Raw genomic sequence first — 19,166 nt, forward strand, 5'->3', positions numbered from 1 at the left:
AAACTTTATTATTCTACTATAAAACTAAAAAAGGGCTGCCACGAAATTTTTCATTTCTGTGATCGCCCTTTTTTTATGCTTTTGCAGTTTTTGTTGTTTCTTTTCGTGCTTTGCGACGCTGCTCCAATCGTTTTCGATCTTCTTCTGATTGTGCATTGTATTTTGGCAACATTAAAATTTGGTATGCATTAACGGCCACTAATGGGAATAATAATAGTGCAACATATACATCAATATTATCTTGTCTTCCCATTAAAGCGATGATCCACTCCAAAGATGTAATAACAATCATGAAAAATAATGTTGAAATCAACACATGCGGCTTTTGCGTCATTTTGATTTTTTTAATTGCTGTCCAGACGGCCGCACCGATTAGCACTGCAAGTAAGAAACCATAGAAAATCCAGTCTCCCGCTGCATTAGCTCCTGGTGCAAAACGGAAAACAATAATATCCACTAACACGATAATGATTAATAAAATTTGAATCCAATTCCAAAGTGTTAGCGTTCTAAATATATTGACCCCGACTTGATGTAATGTCAAATATGCAAAAAATCCTGCTTGTGCCATTACACTCATTGTCATCCCTAATACGATATTCCAAACTACTGCTGCAAGAAATTCTGAGATTTCTCCATTCGCTAAGTATGGCTGGTAAAAGTCCCAACGAATAATTAACGAGGCAGCTGCATTAACTAAACCACCGATTACTAATGCCCAAAAAGCAAACTTCACCCAGTTCCGTATCGTCACGAACAAATTCCCCCATTTTTTAATATATCTTGTATATTTTATCAATTTGGTATCAAAAAAGCGACCTCTCTTAAAAGATGTTACATACAATTTGTAAAATTGTGAACAATAAGCGAAAGCGCATAAATGAAGAAAGGTCGTGAGAAAATTGAAACGATTAATCATACTTACCTTTTTCCTCATTCTCCTTACCGGTTGTAGTGACGCCAAATCGACGACAATGTCTTATGATGAAGTGAAAAAAATCATGGTCGATGCCATTCAAACAGAGGATGGGAAAAAAGCAATTCGCCAAATGTTTGAAGATAAGAATTTCCGGGAGTTGCTTATTTTAAATACAGAAGAAGTAAAAAAAGCGACCGAGGAGACAATGTTATCAAAAGAGGCAATGGATTTTTGGATCAAAACATTTGAAGACCCGAAATTCAAAGAAACATTCGCCAAGAGTATGCAGGATCAGCAGGAAGAATTAATGAAAAACCTACTGAACGACGCCAGTTACCAAGAAGCTTTAACATCTTTCTTCGGCCAGCCGGATATGCAAAAGCAGCTCGAAAGTATAATGAAAGGTGCCGTCATGCGAAAAGAGCTGGAAAAAATCGTAATGGAAACAATCGAAAATCCGCTTATGCAAACAAAATGGCAGGATCTTATTAAGAAGAGCGGTGAAGCTTCATCCGAAAAAGAATCGGGATCTGAATCGGGATCCGGCTCTGAGAAGGAAAGCGGCGGCGGTAAAGAAAGTGGTGGAGAATCATAAAAAAACAACCAGTCGTCTCAATCGGGACAACTGGTTGTTCTTTTTTTATTTTTTTAACTCTGAAATGATTTCTTCAGCGATTTGCAAATAGATTTTACCTGTCGGGTGACTTTCTGCATAGATAGATGGCGCAAAATCTTCCTCTGTCCAATCTGGTTGTCCTAACGGAATTTGACCAAGTAATTTTGTGCGCAGTTCATCAGCCAGCTTTGGACCGCCACCTTGACCAAATACGAATTCTTTTTCCCCTGATTTGCTTTCATACCAAGCCATATTCTCAATAACACCAAGGATTTCATGATTTGTCTGTAATGCCATCGCACCTGCACGGGCTGCTACGAAAGCGGCTGTCGGGTGAGGTGTTGTTACAACAATCTCTTTTGAAGACGGCAGCATTTGGTGAATGTCCAGAGCTACGTCTCCTGTTCCTGGTGGTAAATCCAATAGTAAGTAGTCTAAATCGCCCCACTCTACATCACGGAAGAACTGGTCCAATACTTTCCCAAGCATCGGTCCGCGCCAAACGATTGGTGCATTGTTTTCAACGAAGAATCCCATAGAGATAACTTTTACACCAAGACGCTCTACTGGGTAAATACGGTCATCTTTTACGACCGGCATTTCTGTAACACCCATCATGTCCGGTACAGAGAAACCATAAATATCAGCATCAATTAAACCGACTTTTTTGCCTAGGCGAGCAAGTGCAACTGCCATATTTACAGATACCGTAGATTTCCCTACTCCGCCTTTACCTGATGCAATTGAAATAAATTGTACGCTTGATAATGGTGATAAAATATCTTGTGCTTCCGATTCCGTCGCTTGTCCACGGAATGACTGCAGTACTTCTGCCGGCAGCTCTTCAAAACGAATTCCAACTGAAGCTGCGCCATTTTCCTTTAACACTTCAACAATTTTCATTTGAAGTGTCATTTGTTCAGGCGTATTAGTTTTTGCGATTGCAATACGAACACTCACATGCGCTTTTTCTGCTTTAATCGAAACGTTTGTTACACCTTTTGTTTCTGCTAGTGATTTATGTAAAAACGGATCTTGTAGTTCTCCTAATAGTTCTCGGACTTGTTCCTCATTTAACATATCAAACACTCCCCTGAATGAAATTACATTTGTTAGTATATCATAATCGATTCGTATTGTTATTACATGTTGCCTACTCGTATTTTACGTGAATATAATTTTCAATGCCACGTGCAATTGCAAATGCCATTTTTTCCTGATAGCTGTCATTTGCCAGCAAATCACGCTCTTCCTCATTACTTAAAAAACCTGTTTCAACTAATACAGCCGGTTTTTCAATTTTCTTTAATAAATAAACATTTTTAATTGCCAGTGCTTCGCGTTCCGTATTTTCCATCGTCTCTCGAATTGATTGCTGAACTGCCTGTGCAAGTGCCGCACTTTTTTCATGTCCAGTCTGATGGTAAAACACTTGGGCGCCTCTCCACTTGCTATTTGGTATTGCATTTGCATGAATCGTAATGAATAGATCCGGTTCATGTGATTCTACTAACGTTTCACGTAAAAAAATGTCCTGTTTTTTACGCTCACGAAGTGTTGGAAATGTCTCACTTGGTGCATGTTCACTCAGTACATCCCCATCTGTGGAACGTGTTAATACTACCTCTGCTCCCAAACGTGTCAATTGACGAGCTACTTTTTTTGTAATTGCCAATGTCACATCTTTTTCGATCACCTCTCCATTTGAAGCACCACCATCAACTCCTCCATGACCAGCATCTAATACAATTTTTACCCCACCTAATGGCTCGGGTAAAAAAAATCGCCGGTCGGATGCGTTCGTTTCATATACAACGACAAGCATCGAACAAAAAATTACGAATATGAGTGCAAGCCAACGTCTCAAAAAAAACACCGTCCTTTTTGCCTACTATACGCAAAAGGACGGTGGAATATTCACCTTATCATTGAGACAAAAGCTGACGCTGTAATGTTGCATAAAAACCTTGTTCATTCATTAAAGAGTCATGATTTCCTTGTTCTAAAATCTGCCCATCTTTAATGACAAGGATCTGGTCTGCATTTTCAATCGTTTTAAGACGGTGTGCAATCACGAAGCTCGTACGTCCTTCCATCAAATTGTTCAAGCCTTTTTGAATATGCACTTCTGTCATTGTATCAACACTTGAAGTTGCTTCATCCAAGATTAAGATGTCGGGATCTTCTAGAATTGCGCGGGCAATCGCTATAAGCTGACGCTGCCCCTGACTTAAATTTAAGCCCCCGCTTGTCAATACAGTATCGTACTGCTCAGGCAAATACTTGATAAAATTATGTGCATATGCAATTTTTGCTGCCTGTTCAACCTCATCATCTGTTGCATCGAGCTTACCGAAACGGATATTCTCACGTACTGTTCCTGAAAACAGGTATGTATCCTGCAGTACAACTCCGACATGATCTCGCACATTCGACATCTTATAATGTTGAATTGGTTCACCGTCCAATAAGATCCGGCCACCTGTCGCATCATAAAAGCGGGTTAACAGCTGAATAATTGTCGTCTTCCCTGAACCAGTCGGACCAACAATGGCAATTGTCTCTCCTGCTTTTGCTTCAAAATCGATTCCGTGTAATACTGTCTTGCCCGTTTCATAAGCAAACTGAACGTTTTCGAACTTAACATTTCCACTAAACTGTTTCTTAGCTTTTGCATTTTCAATATCCGCTACTTCTTTTGCTTCATCCAGCACTTCAAAAACACGTTCAGAACCAGCAATAGCCGATTGGAACGTATTGAGCAAGTTCGATAGCTGATTGATCGGTCGGAAAAACTGTCGGGTATACGTAACAAATGATGCGATTACACCGATTGTTAGTCCGCTTGTTACTGCCATGATTGCACCGGCGCCTATTACAAGACTTAAACCTAAATTGTTCATGAAGTTATTGATTGGACCCATGAAGCCGGAAATTATATCGGCTCGCATTGCCGAACCGCGCAATCGCTCATTGGCCTCTTTAAACTCAGCAAGCGTTGATTTTTCCTGACCGAAAAGCGTAATAATATCCGCGTTTGAAATGGTTTCTTCAATATACCCATTTAAATTGCCCAAATCCCGTTGACGTGCCTTATAGTTTACACTGCTTCGTTTAATAATCTGCTTTGTCGCATAAACGATGAGCGGAATAATAATGAGCGTAACAAGCGCTAAACGCCAATCTAAATAAAAGAGGGCAAAGGCCGTTCCGACAATCGTTAAGAAACTTGAAACGATTTGAATGACACTCTGTGACAAAGCGGCATTTAAATTTTCGATGTCATTTGTCATCCGGCTCATTAAATCGCCCTGCTGTCTTTTGTCGTAAAAGGCGAGCGGCAATGACTGATACTGTTCAAACAGTTGTTGTCGCAACCTGCGAATTGTCTTTTGTGAAACACGAATCATGACAAAGGTTTGAAGCCATGTCAGTAACGATGACGCGATATAGACGCCGGCTAAAATAAGAGCCATCCGAATCGCACCTGGAACATCGAGCTTCACAATATAATCATCGATTGTTCTCCCGATTAGAAATGGGCCGACTAAGCTTAGCAATGTACTAATAATAACGAAAATGACAACACTGATCAGTTCTACCTTTTGTATGCGTAAATAGCTCCAAATACGAAGCAATGTTTCTTTTTGATTTTTCGGCTTCACAACCGGACCTGTAAAGCGACCACCTGGATGCCTCATTGGTGTAGGCGGTTCCCCTTGATGTTTATTCACTTAAGGTCACCCCTTTTTCTGCCTGTGTTTTCGCCATCTCTTTGTATAATGGACTTTCCTGCAATAATTGCTCATGTGTCCCTGCTGCGGCAATTTTTCCGTCATCCATTACGAGTATTTGATCGGCATGACGAATTGAAGAGATTTTAGATGAGACAATCACTTTTGTGGCATTACTAAATTGTTCTTCAATTGCCCGTTGAATCGTTTTTTCAGAAATACTGTCAACCGCACTTGTCACATCATCCAAAATCAAAATACTTGGTTTACGGATAAATGACCGCGCCATTGCCAAACGCTGCTTTTGCCCGCCTGACAAGTTTGTTGCCCCTTGTGTGAGCAAGTGGTCTGTGCCTGCATCCAGTTTATCGACAAACTCCTTGGCGTTTGCTGATTGTAATGCCTGCAAAATTTCCTCTGTAGTTGCACCGGGTTTGCCGTAGCGTAAGTTGTCGGCAATCGTTTTCGAAAACAGTGTAGCTTTTTGTGGCGCAAAACCGATTGACTGGCGTAAATGTTCCAATGAATAGTTCCCGATCGGTAGCCCGTCAATTTTTACTACACCACTGTCAGGATCAAACAGGCGTGGAATCATTTTAACTAATGTCGATTTCCCGCTTCCTGTCATTCCGATAATGCCGAGGGTTTCTCCCGCATTCACGTCGAAGCTAATATTTTTCAATACCGATTCTGTTTCTTTTAAATAGGAGAAGCTTACATCTTCAAAACTGATTCTTCCTTGAATCTCTTTCAGCTCTGGTACTGAAGGACTCGTTAAGTCTGTTGTCTCTTCCAGCACTTCTACGATTCGCCCCGCGCTTGGTATTGCACGTGCCAGCTGTACAAGTACCATCGAAGAACTCATCAGCCCCTGCATGACCATCATTAAATAGTTGATAAAGGCCAGAATAACCCCAACTTGTAACGTATTGTTGTCTACTTTGATCGCACCCATCCAAAGTGCTGCTACTATACCTAAGTTCACGACAAACATCGTAAGCGGTGCAAGTACGCCTATAATTTGATCAGCTGCCATACTGCGCTTCATCAGTTGTGTATTTACTCCGGTAAACTGCTCGATCTGATGATTTTTCCGGTTGTAAGCCTTAATGACCCGAATACCTGCCAAGTTTTCCTGGACTTTCGTATTTACTACATCGACAACCTTTTGCACTTTATGAAAAAGCTTGCCTGATAGTGCCGTAAAGTAGTACATGCAAAACGCCAAAATCGGCACAACGACCAACAAAATCGGAAATAATTCGCGGGCTGTAATAAAGACAATGACAATGGCCCCGATAAACATCATCGGTCCACGGACAAATATTTTTAATAACATTGTCAGTGCACGCTGAAGCATTTCCATATCACTCGTTAAATTCGTAACAAGCTTTCCGAGCGTAAATTTATCTTTACTGTTATTTGAAAAATACGTAATCGTTTCATATAAATCGTGACGTAGATCGGTTGAAAAGTTAACAGCCGTCCGTGACGCATAAATCGAACACCCTACACCTCCGATTAAACCGATTAAAGATGTCGCTATCATTAAGCCAAACATTTTCACAATATATGACGTATCATTTTGAGCAATCCCATCGTCGATAATATGCTGTAATATTGTAGGCTGCAGTAAATCCATGCTTACCTCAATAACCATCATTACGGGAGCGATGATCGCAAATAATATATATGGCTTAATATATTTTGAGAGTTTCCATACTGCTTGCATTAAACAAGTTCACTTCCTTATGTTGTGAAAATTCAATCCTCTTCTGTTGGCTTTGTTTCTTCCAACAGTTCATTTAATTGGAACAACCCTACAAAATCATTCATAATCGCTTCGGTCGCTTTCAGTTCTCCTGCAATGACAGAATGAATCGACTGCAATTCCGTAGACTCCAGCTGTTGTTTCAAAGTTGAACGTTTCATTTCGAGTTGACGGTAAAACTCCAATGCACGCCCACGACGGAAAGTTTGGGCACCCTTTGGACGGCGAATACTATGTTCTCCTTCTCCTCGGTGTCTCCCTCTACCTTCTGATCTCAAATTTATCACCCATCTCTTTTGAATACTATCGTATACTATTGTATACAAAAGTAATACTCCCGGTAAAGTGCTCAGGAGAAGAACTTTTTTTCAAACCGTTTTATTTTGTTTGCTCTTTAAATATCGTTACTATAAAACAAACAGTTTCATTAAAGGGGTACATAAAATTGAAAAACGTGACGAGCGATATTATACAATTTAGAGGATCGCATTATGAGTTTGGTATATATCAGGGAGAGCTTTTAAAGAACTCTCCGCTTTTTTCTAATAGAGAAGAACTTTATAAACAACTGGATCATAGATTTTCTATAGATAAATCATATGTTAATCAACTATTAGCCCGTTTCTCTCCAGGAATAATAGAAGAAATTGAAGGTCTCGCTTATACACTTGGTTATACAGAAGAACAGGCTTTACTCCATTATGGAGGCTATTATGCCGCACACAGAAAAAGTGGCTGCTCGATTACGACAAGTCCTTCTTATATGATCCGCAACTATGATAATGACCCTAAAAGCTATGATGGACGCTTTGTGCTATATGCTCCAACGGACGGTGGCTACGCGGCACTCGGTCCTTCAATGCAAATTACAGGTCGTATGGATGGAATGAATGAAAAAGGACTTGTCGTCGGTTATAACTTTGTCAATACGAAAAACAGTGTGGATGGCTTTGTGTGCAATATGATTGCGCGTCTTTTACTTGAACGTTGCGCAACTGTTGAAGATGGCATTTCTCTGTTAAAAGATATTCCCCATAAGCATTCATTTAATTATGTATTACTGGATGCGAAGCAAACGATGGTGGCAGTAGAAGCATCTCCCCGCAATGTGGCCGTGCGCGACGCAGCAGCCTGTACGAATCACTTTAAAGTGCTGACAGAAGAAAACCGGTACCGAACAGAAGATTCCTTAGCGCGTGAACATATTATTTCGAGTGCCCAGGCAAATCCACTTAGTTTTGAAAAGGCATATACATTATTGAATGGTATCGAAAATGGCGTCTTTGCGACAAAATACGGTGCATGGGATGGGACTCTCCATACGGTTGGCTATTTACCGGGTGAAGGGAAATGTATTTTTGCTTTAGGTGGCGATGCACTGCCTGTAGTGATTGATTTTAAATCGTGGCTAAGCGGTACTCATTTGCCTCTTTCAAAAATTAAAGGAAAACTTCATGCGACAAACGGCTTTGCAAATGAATAAAGAAAAAACCCTTTCTCGGATAATTCCAAGAAAGGGTTTTGTAGTTTCGCAAAATAATAATCGTATAGATTAACGTTTTGAGAACTGAGGTGCACGACGAGCGCCGCGTAGACCTGGTTTTTTACGTTCTTTCATACGTGAATCACGAGTTAATAGACCCGCTGATTTTAAAGCTGGGCGGAAGTCTGGATCAACTTGTAATAATGCACGTGCGATACCATGACGGATTGCTCCAGCTTGACCTGTGAATCCACCACCGTTTACGTTAACGTGAACGTCATATGAACCTTTAGTTTCTGTAGCTACTAATGGTTGGTTGATAATTAAGTGTAAAGTTTCGTATGGTAGGTAATCTGAAACATCACGGTTGTTGATTACTACTTTACCTTCGCCTGGTACTAAACGTACGCGAGCAGTTGAGCTTTTACGGCGACCTGTGCCGATATATTGTACTTGTGCCAAAGTTATTTCCTCCTATTATAGTTTATTGATTAACCACGTAACTCGTAAGCTTCTGGTTTTTGTGCAGCATGTGGATGTTCAGAACCAGTGTAAACGTTCAATTTAGTGAACATTTGACGACCTAAAGAGTTCTTTGGAAGCATACCTTTAATTGCTAACTCAAGCATTTGAGTTGGGTATTTTTCCTTCATTTCACCAGCTGTACGTTGTTTTAAACCACCAGCGAATTGAGTGTGACGGTAGTAAATTTTCTTTTGTAATTTGTTACCTGTTAACTCAATTTTATCAGCGTTGATGATGATCACATGATCTCCTGTATCAACGTTTGGTGTGAATGTTGGTTTATGTTTACCGCGTAAGATAGAAGCTACTTCAGAAGCTAAACGACCTAACGTTTGGCCTTCTGCGTCAACTACTAACCATTTACGTTCTACTTCTTGACCTTTAGCCATGAAAGTTGTGCGCATGTTTGTATCCTCCTAATCGATATGAATTACCGTTATTTTTCATTATATACACTTTTATAAGTTTCGGGGCTTATTATTGTGGTGGTAATGAAAATACCATACATCATCATATACTGGATCGCGTTTAAAGTCAAGATATTTAATTGAACACCTGGAGAGGTTGTTAACCCTTTTCACAAGCCGATTTCTCTAGGTTTTTATAGTGAAGAGGAAAATTATTTCAAATAAATTTTTATAAATCTTGATAAAAAACTTGTTCCAAATACAGACCATGTGCTGGTGCTGTTTTACCTGCTTGTGCACGGTCCCTTGAAGCGATTGCCTTTTCCAGTGACGCTGCTTCCCTTTTTCCGATGCCCACTTCCCACAATGTCCCTGCAATGATCCGTACCATATTGTATAAAAAGCCGTTGCCGCTGATGGTCATATGCAGCTCTTCCCCATGCCAGACAAGCTCCAGTGCTTCAACCGTACGCACTTTATCCACTACACTCGTATTTGCCGCGCAAAAGCAACTGAAGTCATGTGTCCCGACAATTGCTTGGGCTGCTTCACGCATCGCTTCTACATTCGGCTTCACTCCGCCTGTTTCGACTGCGTAATGTCTTCTAAACGGGCTTTGAACAGCGCGGCAATCCCAAATATAGCGGTAACGCTTGCCAGATACATCATAGCGTGCATGGAAGTCTTCCCTTACCTGTTCCATATGAAGTACACGAATATCACGCGGCAATTGGACATTTAAAGCTTTTTGATATTTTTCAGGGGGAATCGCAAGAGCCGTATCAAAATGTATTACCTGACCTGTTGCATGGACACGCGCATCTGTACGGCCGCTCGCTGTAATTTTAACGTGTGTCCCTTTATGCATTTTTGTTAATACTTTTTCGATTTCAAGCTGTACTGTGCGCTCACCCGGCTGCACCTGATATCCGGCAAACCCTGTACCGTCATAGCTAATCGTTGCTTTTAATCTCACCATGTCTTTACTCCTCTAACTGCGCAGCATCCATAAAAGGACGCCTAATAATACAAGTACGACTAAAATAGCCGTATCTCTTCCCATCCATTTTAACTGACGGTATTTTGTACGTCCTTCGCCCCCGCGGTAGCCTCGCACTTCCATCGCAGTCGCTAAATCTTCTGCACGTTTAAATGCACTGACAAAGAGCGGTACTAACAACGGTACAACTGCCTTGAGACGATCTTTAATCGGTCCTGCACTTAAATCCGAACCACGGGCCATCTGCGCTTTCATTATTTTATCCGTCTCATCCATTAATGTTGGTATGAAACGTAAAGAAATCGACATCATTAATGCAAGTTCATGTACAGGCAGCTTAAGCTTTTTAAATGGATTGAGCAGTACTTCCAGACCGTCCGTAATTGAAATAGGGGAAGTCGTTAACGTTAAGATTGATGTCATAAATACGAGCATTAAAAAGCGCATTGATATGAACATCCCTTGTCGTAAACCTTCTTCGTATATTTTCATAAAGCCAAGATCAACTAATACAGGCCCTTCCTTCGTCATAAACAAATGCAAAATCAAAGTAAAGAGCATTAAGAATATGACGGGTTTTAAACCGTTGATTAGAAAATAAAGGCGGATTCTCGAAAGTAGAATAACGAGTAATGTAAACGCCAAAAGCAGCGCATAGGTTACTGCATTATTGGCAAAAAAGACGACGATAATAAAGGCAAATACAAAAAGCAGCTTTGAACGCGGATCCAGCTTATGCACAAATGAATTTCCTGGTATATAGCGCCCAAATATCATTTTTTCCATCATTGCTGTTCACGCCCCTTTGGAATTGCCTGTCCAATTTCCAAGGCAAGCTCTTCTTCAGTTAAGCATACTTTCGCCAATGGTTTCCCCATCATCTTCTCGACCTGATGCTGAAAGCGAACAATACGTGGCGGCTCCAGACGGAATTGGGCAAGTGTTTGACGATCGCTGAAAATCGCACGCGGATCTCCGGTCAACACACAGCGTCCTTCATGCATTATTGCAACCGCATCTGCATAGCGTGCCGCATCCTCCATACTATGTGTAACGAGTATCGTTGTTAAACCGCGCTCTTTATGTAGCTTATAAAATAAGTCCATAATTTCTTTTTGACCACGTGGATCAAGACCCGCTGTTGGCTCATCCAAAACGATTACTTCAGGGTCCATTGCCAGTACTCCTGCAATGGCGACACGTCGCATTTGACCACCAGATAGGTCAAATGGGGATTTGTCCAATATTTCTTCCGGCAATCCTACTAATAAGATTAGCTCACGCGCCCGTTTTTCCGCTTCTTCCTCAGACACCCCAAAATTCATCGGGCCAAACATAATATCCTTTAATACAGTCTCTTCAAAAAGCTGGTGCTCAGGAAACTGAAACACGATGCCTACCTTTTGACGCACTGTCTTTAAGTCTTTTGCCTTTTTTCCTGCTTCAATCAATCGGTCTCCGATTTTCACGGTACCGCTCGAAGGTTTTAACAATCCGTTAAAGTGCAGGAGAATTGTTGATTTCCCTGATCCTGTATGTCCGATAATCGCCTGAAATGTTCCACTTTTAATTGTTAAGTCAACCTCATGTAAAGCTTTCTTTTCAAATGGTGTGCCTTTTGCATAGGCATAGCTTACTTGTTGAAGTTGGATGTCCATAAGTCATTCACCAGCTCTTCTTCTGTCATATGTTGTCCTACAAGATGTACACCTTGTGCCTGCAGCAGCTTTGTCATTTTCATCGCAAACGGCATATCCAAACCAAACTGTACAAGTTCATCACCCAATGCAAAAATCTCCTCAGGCGTTCCTTCAGCGTATTTTTTGCCGGCATTCATAAAAATAATGCGGTCTGCCAGTAACGCTTCTTCAAGATCATGTGTGATCGCCAATACCGTAAGTCCAATTTCTTTTCGCAGTGCTTCCACGATTGTTAACACTTCTTCACGGCCTTGAGGATCCAGCATAGATGTTGCTTCATCCAATATTAATATTTGCGGATGCATTGCCAATGCTCCTGCAATAGCGACACGCTGCTTCTGTCCGCCTGATAAATGATGTGGCTCGTGGTTGATAAACTCTTCCATCTTCACTTGTCTGAGGGCATTGTGCACACGTTTAACCATCTCTTCATGCGGGACACCGTTGTTTTCAAGCGAGAAAGCAACATCATCCTGCACAGTCGCCCCGACAAACTGATTGTCCGGATTTTGAAAGACAATACCTATCTGCGAACGAATATCCCATATATTCTCTTCTGTAAGAAGCTCACGTTTAATACGGACTTCGCCATGCTGTGGTATTAGAAGACCACTCATCAATTTGGCCATCGTTGATTTTCCGGAGCCGTTATGACCGACAATCGTAATCCATTCCCCTTTGTTAATGACAAAGGAAACATCCTCTACCGCATTTCGAGTTTGAGGTTCTTCCGGTGTATATGAATAGGTTACTTGATTAAATGATAAAATTTCACTCATACGCAGCTAATCTCCCCTCTGCTTCGCTTAAGTATGACATATTATATTGTTAATTTGAATTTCCCAGGAAATGATACCTATATAAAAATAAAGCACGTTTTCAAACAAGTTTTGCGCGAACGGCCACCTATTTAAACGTACTTTATGTTTGCATATGTATAGGGAATTTAGGGGCTCAACCCTTCATTCCATAAATAAAAAAGCGCGCACCTCATTCAGAGAAATGCGCTTGTCGTTACATTTACAAAATTTACGGGTGCTCAAGCCCGAAAATTCGTTGAATGAGGTGCGGAGAGCTAAACGAGACGCCAGTATATAAAATACTCCGCTCATCATAACGCTCAGCTTTATTATGTCGTATAAATCAATTTTGTTTATATAAAAAAGGGGTGCGGGTTCAACCGGTGAACCGGACACCCCTTTTCCACCTGTATGTTATTAAGAATTAAACTAATTCGATAATTACTACTGGTGCGCCGTCTCCACGACGAGGACCTACTTTAAGAATACGAGTGTAACCACCTTGACGCTCCGCATAACGAGGTGCGATATCGTCAAATAATTTTTGAAGTGCGAAAACAGTTTTTTCTTCTTCGCCTTCTCCAACTGTTACTAGCTCACGACGGATGAATGATGCTGCCTGACGACGAGCGTGTAAATCTCCGCGTTTACCTAAAGTAATCATTTTCTCAACAGCTTTACGAGTTTCTTTAGCGCGCGCTTCAGTAGTTTCGATGCGCTCGTTGATGATTAAATCAGTAGCTAAGTCGCGTAATAATGCTTTACGTTGAGAACTTGTACGACCAAGTTTTCTGTAACCCATGGACGTTTCCCTCCTTTTAAATATATCTGATCTAGCTAAATTTTATAATTTTTCGCTTAGTCTTCTTTACGTAATCCTAAACCAAGCTCTTCTAACTTATGCTTAACTTCTTCAAGAGACTTACGACCAAGATTACGTACTTTCATCATATCGTCTTCTGACTTGTTAGCTAATTCTAGTACCGTATTGATACCAGCACGCTTCAAGCAGTTGTAAGAACGAACAGAAAGATCAAGTTCTTCGATAGTCATCTCTAATACTTTTTCTTTTTGGTCTTCTTCTTTTTCGACCATGATTTCAGCAGTTTGTGCCTCGTTCGTCATGCCAACGAAGATATTTAAGTGTTCAGTTAAAATTTTCGCTCCAAGTGAAATCGCCTCTTTAGGACCGATGCTTCCATCTGTCCATACATCAAGTGATAACTTGTCGTAGTCAGAGTTTTGTCCAACACGAGTGTTCTCTACTTGGAAGTTGACGCGTGAAACTGGAGTGTAAATAGAGTCGATCGGGATCACGCCGATAGGAAGATCCTCACGTTTGTTTTGATCAGCAGGAGTATAACCACGGCCACGTTGTGCGTACATACGCATACGTAAATGACCGTTCTTAGCGATTGTTGCGATATATAGATCTGGGTTTAAAATTTCTACATCACTGTCATGTGTAATGTCAGCTGCAGTAACCGTTCCGTCACCTTTTACATCAATCTCAATAACTTTTTCTTCGTCAGAGTAGATTTTTAAAGCTAGCTTTTTCACGTTTAAGATAATCGAAGCGACATCTTCTACAACGCCTTCTACAGTTGAGAATTCGTGTAATACGCCGTCAATTTGAATTGACGTAACAGCAGCTCCAGGTAATGAAGACAGAAGGATACGACGTAGAGAATTCCCCAAAGTATTACCATAACCACGTTCAAGCGGTTCTACAACAAACTTGCCGTATTTGGCATCTTCGCTAATCTCCACTGTTTCAATCTTTGGTTTTTCAATTTCGATCATTCCAATTTACCCTCCTTCAAAACATCTAATGTATAGGTTCTTATCATCATAGTTGTTAATCTAAGTTAGACTATAAAATGCACAAGACTTTTGTACAAAGTAACATGATGTACGTAGAAGTAATTATACTTCTAAGCTGCACCCATTACACACGACGACGTTTTGGCGGACGGCAACCGTTATGAGGAACTGGAGTAACGTCTTTAATAGCAGTTACTTCTAATCCAGCAGCTTGAAGTGCACGTACTGCAGCTTCACGACCTGAACCAGGACCTTTAACTGTTACTTCAATGTTTTTTAAACCATGTTCCATTGAAGTTTTTGCAGCTGTTTCAGCAGCCATTTGAGCTGCGAATGGAGTTGATTTACGTGAACCACGGAAACCTAAAGCACCAGCTGAAGACCAAGATAATGCGTTACCTTGCATATCAGTGATCGTTACGATTGTATTGTTGAATGTAGAACGGATGTGAGCAACACCAGATTCGATGTTCTTTTTCACACGACGTTTACGAGTTTGTTGTTTACGAGCCATGTTAAGAAGGAACCTCCTTTACTTAATTATTTTTTCTTGTTCGCTACAGTCTTACGTGGACCTTTACGCGTACGCGCATTGTTTTTCGTATTTTGACCACGAACAGGTAAACCACGACGGTGACGGATACCACGGTTAGAAGCAATCTCCATTAAACGTTTGATGTTTAAAGAAACTTCACGACGTAAGTCACCTTCAGTTTTGTATGAATCTAATTGTTCACGGATTTGGTTTAATTGATCTTCTGTTAAGTCTTTAACGCGAGTATTTTCGTCAATACCTGCACCTGCTAATACTTTTTGAGAAGTAGTTTTACCAATACCGTAAATGTATGTTAATGAAATTACAACGCGTTTGTCGCGAGGAATATCAACACCAGCAATACGTGCCATTCGTTAGTGCACCTCCTTGATTAATTATCCTTGTTTTTGTTTGTGTTTAGGATTTTCACAGATTACCATTACTTTACCGCGTCGGCGAATTACTTTACATTTTTCGCAGATCGGTTTCACAGATGGTCTCACTTTCATCTAACCTAACCTCCTTAATAGTCCGGAGTGCAAAAGATTATTTAAAACGGTATGTGATACGACCGCGAGTTAAATCATAAGGAGATAACTCAATAGTAACCTTATCTCCAGGTAGGATACGGATAAAGTGCATACGGATCTTTCCAGATACGTGTGCAAGCACAGTGTGCCCATTTTCTAATTCTACCTTAAACATCGCGTTTGGCAAAGTCTCAAGAACTGTCCCTTCGACTTCAATTACATCGTCTTTCGCCATCTTCTCGACTCCCTTCTATATGCTTATATCAAAAAACTCATGCGAGCTCTTGCAACTGTTTCTCCTAATTAAGAAGCAACTCGTTTCAACATATGGTTTGGATTGCATGAGAGATGTAGAATAAGACGCTCGTCTGGTTTCGCTTCACACAATCCATGGAAACAGTATCCTATAAGGAACCGCATCCTTATGTTAACACGATAGCCGGAATGTCTTGATGAGAGATTCATACCCGTTACACAGATGCTTCCACGAAACCCATTATACGTTACAAAGATGTCATCACACTAATTTAGTGCTCAACCTTTATAGTATATACCGGGCACAATATGCTTTTGCAACTCTCAAAAAATTATGTTTCGTTGTTGCCTCCGCATGACTACCGCGGAAGCTGTCTAGCGCCCGGACGGATATCAGCTGCGGCTGCCCTGCAATAGAGCATCAAGATCAGCAAATACTTTTGAAATTTCTTGCTGTCCATTAATATTTGTAAGTACTCCCTTTGCTTTGTAGAAATCAAGTAAAGGTTGTGCTTGGTTCATATTTACTTCCAGACGGTTTGTAACAGTTTCAGGATTATCATCTGCACGCGTGTATAACTCGCCGCCATCCTTATCACAAATGCCATCCACTTTTGGTGGGTTAAACACTAAATGATATGATGTACCACAAGTCTTACAAATACGACGACCACTTAAACGTGCGATTAACTCTTCTTTTTCAACTTGAACATTAATTGTATGCTCAACTGGGCGCCCTAATTCTTCAAGGATGCTATCTAAAGCTTCAGCTTGAGGAACCGTACGTGGGAATCCATCTAATAAGAAACCTTTTTCGCAGTCTGGTTGTGAAAGACGTTCACGAACAATACCAATCGTTACTTCATCGGGTACTAATGCACCTTGATCCATAAATGATTTGGCCTGTAAACCTAATTCTGTACCTTCTTTAATAGCGGCACGGAACATATCGCCTGTAGAAATATGAGGGATTGCGTACTTCTCAACAATTTTGTCAGCCTGAGTACCTTTACCGGCACCTGGAAGACCCATTAAAACGATATTCATACGTAATACTCCCCTTTATAGCATAAGCCGGTAAGGAAACGAGAATGTTTCCTAAACCTGCATTATTTCATAAAGCCTTTATAATGACGCTTCACTAATTGAGACTCTAACTGTTTCATTGTTTCAAGAGCAACACCGACTACGATAATCATACTTGTTCCCCCGATTTGAGCCGAAGCTGGCAGGTTCATGAAGTTAATGAATAAAATCGGCATTACAGAAATAACTACTAAGAATAAAGCTCCAACTAATGTCAAACGATAAAGAACTTTTGTTAAGTAAGCTTGAGTGTCATTACCTGGGCGGATACCCGGGATATAAGCACCTTGCTTTTTCAAGTTGTCTGCCACATTTTCCGGATTCACCTGAATGAATGCATAGAAGTATGTGAAGGCGATAATTAAAGCAACATAGATTAACATACCAACAGGTTTAGTATAGTCAAACGTGTTCGTAATAAACGCTGTTACATTATTATCTCCAAAGAAAGTTGCTAAAGTTTGAGGTGTAACAATAAACGCAACCGCAAAGATTACCGGAATAACCCCTGCAGCATTTACTTTTAACGGTAAATGCGTTTGCTGTGCACCAACTTTAGGTGAATTCCCAGCAACTCGTTTTGCATATTGAATTGGAATTTTACGCAACGCTTGTTGAATATAAATAACTCCAACGACAACAGCAAGCAACACTAGAACTAATAGAACTAGAATGGCAATATTGATAAACAATTGATCGCCCGCTCCATCAATTTGTTGTGCATAGATTTGGTTTACTGCGTTAGGAATCGCAGCTACGATACCAGCGAAGATAATGATTGAAATACCATTACCAACACCATATGCAGTAACTTGTTCAGATAACCACAATAGGAAAGCTGTACCTGCAGTTAATACGATTGAAATCGTTAAGTATGATTGAATACTAGTATCCGTAATCAATGATCCGCCATAAAATTGGTTAAATCCAAAGCTCATTGCGAAAGATTGAATGAATGCTAATACAATCGTGAAGTAACGAGTGAATTGAGCCAACTTGCGTCGACCTACATCACCTTGTTTCGCCCATTCTGCAAACTTAGGAACAACATCCATTTGAAGTAACTGGACAATGATTGAGGCTGTGATGTACGGCATAATCCCCATCGCAAAGATCGAGAAGTTTGCCAATGCACCACCGCCAAACGTATTAAGGAAACCTACTAAGCTGAACTCATCAGTTGCCTTTAATACATCTGCGTTAACATTTGGTACCGGGATGAATGTCCCGATACGAAAAATGATTAACATTAAAAGTGTGAAGATGATTTTATTTCGTATATCTCGAACGCGCATAAAGTTAGAGATTGTCTGAAACATTAGATCACCTCAGTTGTTCCGCCAGCGTTCTCAATTGCTTCTTTTGCAGAAGCTGAGAATTTGTGAGCCTTAACATTAAGCTTAACGCTTAACGTTCCATGACCTAGAATTTTGATTCCAGCTTTTTCGTTGCTCACGATACCAGTTTCTAATAATAATGCAGGTGTTACTTCTGCACCATCTTCAAAACGGTTTAACGCGTCAAGGTTAACGATAGCGTATTCTTTACGGTTAATGTTCGTAAAGCCACGTTTAGGTAAACGACGGAAAAGTGGGTTTTGACCCCCCTCAAATCCTGGGCGAACGCCGCCGCCAGAACGAGCGTTTTGACCTTTATGACCTTTACCAGAAGTTTTACCGTTACCAGAACCGATACCACGACCAACGCGGTTACGTACTTTACGTGAACCTTCTGCTGGTTTTAACTCATGAAGTTTCATTTGGGTGGCACCTCCTTGTTCGTATAATTGAAATTAAATTTCTTTAACAGTAACTAAGTGAGCTACTTTTGTAATCATACCGCGGATTGCAGCGTTATCAGCTTGTTCCACAGTTTGGTTTACTTTACGTAATCCTAATGCCTCAACAACTTTACGTTGGTTAGGTTTAGTACCAATGACAGATTTATTAAGGGTAATTTGTAATTTAGCCATTATAATTCC

General features: G+C 40.6%; 25 protein-coding genes (1 of these 25 cut by a window edge). 3 read left to right on the forward strand and 22 right to left on the reverse strand.

Going from position 1 to position 19,166, the window contains the following annotated elements; genetic code table 11:
• Positions 1 to 2, forward strand: a 2-nt sliver of a protein-coding gene (locus tag MKY71_RS17615; RefSeq protein WP_339196537.1) for a hypothetical protein. It extends 643 nt beyond the left edge of the window; only 2 of the gene's 645 nt are visible here; its start codon lies off the left edge, out of view; the stop codon is cut by the window's left edge — 2 of its three bases fall inside, at positions 1 to 2.
• Between the two features lie 71 nt (positions 3 to 73).
• Here the strand turns inward: MKY71_RS17615 and MKY71_RS17620 are convergent, their stop codons facing one another.
• Positions 74 to 754: a KinB-signaling pathway activation protein gene (locus MKY71_RS17620; protein ID WP_339174336.1), complete on the reverse strand. Its 681-nt coding sequence runs from the start codon at positions 752 to 754 to the stop codon at positions 74 to 76.
• 148 nt (positions 755 to 902) lie between these two features.
• On the opposite strand from MKY71_RS17620, the gene gerD reads away from it, so the two are divergent.
• A complete protein-coding gene (gene gerD / locus MKY71_RS17625) occupies positions 903 to 1,514 on the forward strand; it encodes a spore germination lipoprotein GerD (protein ID WP_339174339.1) in 612 nt (203 codons plus the stop codon).
• A 45-nt stretch (positions 1,515 to 1,559) separates the two neighbouring features.
• Here gerD and MKY71_RS17630 read toward each other — a convergent pair whose 3' ends face one another.
• The 5 genes from MKY71_RS17630 to MKY71_RS17650 all read right to left on the reverse strand — a co-directional run bounded on the left by MKY71_RS17630 (position 1,560) and on the right by MKY71_RS17650 (position 7,366).
• Positions 1,560 to 2,615, reverse strand: a complete 1,056-nt coding sequence (locus MKY71_RS17630; protein WP_339174343.1) for a P-loop NTPase — start codon at positions 2,613 to 2,615, stop codon at positions 1,560 to 1,562.
• A gap of 73 nt (positions 2,616 to 2,688) precedes the next feature.
• Positions 2,689 to 3,402, reverse strand: coding sequence for an N-acetylmuramoyl-L-alanine amidase (locus MKY71_RS17635; RefSeq protein WP_339196543.1), 714 nt, complete (start codon positions 3,400 to 3,402; stop codon positions 2,689 to 2,691).
• A 58-nt stretch (positions 3,403 to 3,460) separates the two neighbouring features.
• Complete coding sequence (locus MKY71_RS17640) at positions 3,461 to 5,236, reverse strand: ABC transporter ATP-binding protein (RefSeq protein WP_340733652.1); 1,776 nt, start codon at positions 5,234 to 5,236, stop codon at positions 3,461 to 3,463.
• Between the two features lie 25 nt (positions 5,237 to 5,261).
• Complete coding sequence (locus MKY71_RS17645) at positions 5,262 to 7,001, reverse strand: ABC transporter ATP-binding protein (protein ID WP_340733503.1); 1,740 nt, start codon at positions 6,999 to 7,001, stop codon at positions 5,262 to 5,264.
• A gap of 32 nt (positions 7,002 to 7,033) precedes the next feature.
• On the reverse strand, positions 7,034 to 7,366 hold the full coding sequence (locus MKY71_RS17650) for a 2-keto-3-deoxygluconate kinase (protein WP_340733504.1): 333 nt from the start codon (positions 7,364 to 7,366) through the stop codon (positions 7,034 to 7,036).
• Between the two features lie 119 nt (positions 7,367 to 7,485).
• On the opposite strand from MKY71_RS17650, the gene MKY71_RS17655 reads away from it, so the two are divergent.
• Complete coding sequence (locus tag MKY71_RS17655) at positions 7,486 to 8,523, forward strand: C45 family peptidase (protein WP_340733505.1); 1,038 nt, start codon at positions 7,486 to 7,488, stop codon at positions 8,521 to 8,523.
• 69 nt (positions 8,524 to 8,592) lie between these two features.
• Here MKY71_RS17655 and rpsI read toward each other — a convergent pair whose 3' ends face one another.
• From rpsI to rpmD, 16 genes are all read right to left on the reverse strand, one after another.
• Entirely contained in the window at positions 8,593 to 8,985 is a 393-nt protein-coding gene (rpsI, locus tag MKY71_RS17660) for a 30S ribosomal protein S9 (RefSeq protein ID WP_251690844.1), read from the reverse strand.
• A gap of 29 nt (positions 8,986 to 9,014) precedes the next feature.
• Complete coding sequence (gene rplM, locus MKY71_RS17665) at positions 9,015 to 9,452, reverse strand: 50S ribosomal protein L13 (RefSeq protein WP_191701173.1); 438 nt, start codon at positions 9,450 to 9,452, stop codon at positions 9,015 to 9,017.
• 232 nt (positions 9,453 to 9,684) lie between these two features.
• Positions 9,685 to 10,434: a tRNA pseudouridine(38-40) synthase TruA gene (gene truA / locus MKY71_RS17670; RefSeq protein ID WP_340733506.1), complete on the reverse strand. Its 750-nt coding sequence runs from the start codon at positions 10,432 to 10,434 to the stop codon at positions 9,685 to 9,687.
• 12 nt (positions 10,435 to 10,446) lie between these two features.
• Complete coding sequence (locus MKY71_RS17675) at positions 10,447 to 11,244, reverse strand: energy-coupling factor transporter transmembrane component T family protein (protein ID WP_340733508.1); 798 nt, start codon at positions 11,242 to 11,244, stop codon at positions 10,447 to 10,449.
• Positions 11,241 to 12,113 (reverse strand): energy-coupling factor ABC transporter ATP-binding protein, encoded by an 873-nt coding sequence (locus tag MKY71_RS17680; protein WP_340733509.1) that lies wholly within the window; start codon positions 12,111 to 12,113, stop codon positions 11,241 to 11,243. The genes MKY71_RS17675 and MKY71_RS17680 overlap by 4 nt, the downstream gene beginning before the upstream one ends.
• Positions 12,089 to 12,934 carry an energy-coupling factor ABC transporter ATP-binding protein gene (locus MKY71_RS17685; protein WP_339174361.1) on the reverse strand — a complete coding sequence of 282 codons (846 nt, stop codon included), beginning with the start codon at positions 12,932 to 12,934 and terminating at the stop codon, positions 12,089 to 12,091. Before MKY71_RS17685 ends, MKY71_RS17680 begins: the two co-directional genes overlap by 25 nt.
• A 445-nt stretch (positions 12,935 to 13,379) precedes the next feature.
• Positions 13,380 to 13,757 (reverse strand): 50S ribosomal protein L17, encoded by a 378-nt coding sequence (gene rplQ, locus MKY71_RS17690; protein ID WP_339174364.1) that lies wholly within the window; start codon positions 13,755 to 13,757, stop codon positions 13,380 to 13,382.
• Positions 13,758 to 13,813: 56 nt separating this feature from the next.
• Complete coding sequence (locus tag MKY71_RS17695; RefSeq protein ID WP_008406717.1) at positions 13,814 to 14,758, reverse strand: DNA-directed RNA polymerase subunit alpha; 945 nt, start codon at positions 14,756 to 14,758, stop codon at positions 13,814 to 13,816.
• Between the two features lie 145 nt (positions 14,759 to 14,903).
• Complete coding sequence (gene rpsK, locus MKY71_RS17700; RefSeq protein ID WP_008406718.1) at positions 14,904 to 15,293, reverse strand: 30S ribosomal protein S11; 390 nt, start codon at positions 15,291 to 15,293, stop codon at positions 14,904 to 14,906.
• A gap of 26 nt (positions 15,294 to 15,319) precedes the next feature.
• Positions 15,320 to 15,685 (reverse strand): 30S ribosomal protein S13, encoded by a 366-nt coding sequence (gene rpsM / locus MKY71_RS17705; RefSeq protein WP_008406720.1) that lies wholly within the window; start codon positions 15,683 to 15,685, stop codon positions 15,320 to 15,322.
• 24 nt (positions 15,686 to 15,709) lie between these two features.
• Positions 15,710 to 15,823: a 50S ribosomal protein L36 gene (gene rpmJ, locus MKY71_RS17710; protein WP_000868344.1), complete on the reverse strand. Its 114-nt coding sequence runs from the start codon at positions 15,821 to 15,823 to the stop codon at positions 15,710 to 15,712.
• A 37-nt stretch (positions 15,824 to 15,860) separates the two neighbouring features.
• Positions 15,861 to 16,079, reverse strand: coding sequence for a translation initiation factor IF-1 (infA, locus tag MKY71_RS17715; RefSeq protein ID WP_008406932.1), 219 nt, complete (start codon positions 16,077 to 16,079; stop codon positions 15,861 to 15,863).
• 413 nt (positions 16,080 to 16,492) lie between these two features.
• Positions 16,493 to 17,146, reverse strand: coding sequence for an adenylate kinase (locus MKY71_RS17720; protein ID WP_251690856.1), 654 nt, complete (start codon positions 17,144 to 17,146; stop codon positions 16,493 to 16,495).
• 62 nt (positions 17,147 to 17,208) lie between these two features.
• Positions 17,209 to 18,504, reverse strand: a complete 1,296-nt coding sequence (secY, locus tag MKY71_RS17725) for a preprotein translocase subunit SecY (protein WP_339174370.1) — start codon at positions 18,502 to 18,504, stop codon at positions 17,209 to 17,211.
• Positions 18,504 to 18,944 (reverse strand): 50S ribosomal protein L15, encoded by a 441-nt coding sequence (gene rplO / locus MKY71_RS17730; RefSeq protein ID WP_008406935.1) that lies wholly within the window; start codon positions 18,942 to 18,944, stop codon positions 18,504 to 18,506. Before rplO ends, secY begins: the two co-directional genes overlap by 1 nt.
• A 33-nt stretch (positions 18,945 to 18,977) precedes the next feature.
• Complete coding sequence (gene rpmD / locus MKY71_RS17735; RefSeq protein WP_445265728.1) at positions 18,978 to 19,157, reverse strand: 50S ribosomal protein L30; 180 nt, start codon at positions 19,155 to 19,157, stop codon at positions 18,978 to 18,980.
• Between the last annotated feature and the right edge of the window lie 9 nt (positions 19,158 to 19,166).

Source organism: Solibacillus sp. FSL W7-1324 (genome assembly GCF_038008025.1).
Lineage (GTDB): Bacteria > Bacillota > Bacilli > Bacillales_A > Planococcaceae > Solibacillus.

Excerpts from the sequence above, each read along its gene's own strand:
- MKY71_RS17630 (WP_339174343.1), bottom strand. The coding sequence starts at position 2,615 with ATGTTAAATGAGGAACAAGTCCGAGAACTATTAGGAGAACTACAAGAT.
- MKY71_RS17640 (WP_340733652.1), bottom strand. The coding sequence starts at position 5,236 with ATGAGGCATCCAGGTGGTCGCTTTACAGGTCCGGTTGTGAAGCCGAAA.
- MKY71_RS17645 (WP_340733503.1), bottom strand. The coding sequence starts at position 7,001 with ATGCAAGCAGTATGGAAACTCTCAAAATATATTAAGCCATATATATTA.
- rplM (WP_191701173.1), bottom strand. The coding sequence starts at position 9,452 with ATGCGCACAACTTTCATGGCTAAAGGTCAAGAAGTAGAACGTAAATGG.
- truA (WP_340733506.1), bottom strand. The coding sequence starts at position 10,434 with ATGGTGAGATTAAAAGCAACGATTAGCTATGACGGTACAGGGTTTGCC.
- MKY71_RS17675 (WP_340733508.1), bottom strand. The coding sequence starts at position 11,244 with ATGATGGAAAAAATGATATTTGGGCGCTATATACCAGGAAATTCATTT.
- MKY71_RS17680 (WP_340733509.1), bottom strand. The coding sequence starts at position 12,113 with ATGGACATCCAACTTCAACAAGTAAGCTATGCCTATGCAAAAGGCACA.
- MKY71_RS17685 (WP_339174361.1), bottom strand. The coding sequence starts at position 12,934 with ATGAGTGAAATTTTATCATTTAATCAAGTAACCTATTCATATACACCG.
- rplQ (WP_339174364.1), bottom strand. The coding sequence starts at position 13,757 with ATGGGTTACAGAAAACTTGGTCGTACAAGTTCTCAACGTAAAGCATTA.
- MKY71_RS17695 (WP_008406717.1), bottom strand. The coding sequence starts at position 14,758 with ATGATCGAAATTGAAAAACCAAAGATTGAAACAGTGGAGATTAGCGAA.
- rpsK (WP_008406718.1), bottom strand. The coding sequence starts at position 15,293 with ATGGCTCGTAAACAACAAACTCGTAAACGTCGTGTGAAAAAGAACATC.
- rpsM (WP_008406720.1), bottom strand. The coding sequence starts at position 15,685 with ATGGCACGTATTGCTGGTGTTGATATTCCTCGCGACAAACGCGTTGTA.
- rpmJ (WP_000868344.1), bottom strand. The coding sequence starts at position 15,823 with ATGAAAGTGAGACCATCTGTGAAACCGATCTGCGAAAAATGTAAAGTA.
- infA (WP_008406932.1), bottom strand. The coding sequence starts at position 16,079 with ATGGCGAAAGACGATGTAATTGAAGTCGAAGGGACAGTTCTTGAGACT.
- MKY71_RS17720 (WP_251690856.1), bottom strand. The coding sequence starts at position 17,146 with ATGAATATCGTTTTAATGGGTCTTCCAGGTGCCGGTAAAGGTACTCAG.
- secY (WP_339174370.1), bottom strand. The coding sequence starts at position 18,504 with ATGTTTCAGACAATCTCTAACTTTATGCGCGTTCGAGATATACGAAAT.
- rplO (WP_008406935.1), bottom strand. The coding sequence starts at position 18,944 with ATGAAACTTCATGAGTTAAAACCAGCAGAAGGTTCACGTAAAGTACGT.
- rpmD (WP_445265728.1), bottom strand. The coding sequence starts at position 19,157 with ATGGCTAAATTACAAATTACCCTTAATAAATCTGTCATTGGTACTAAA.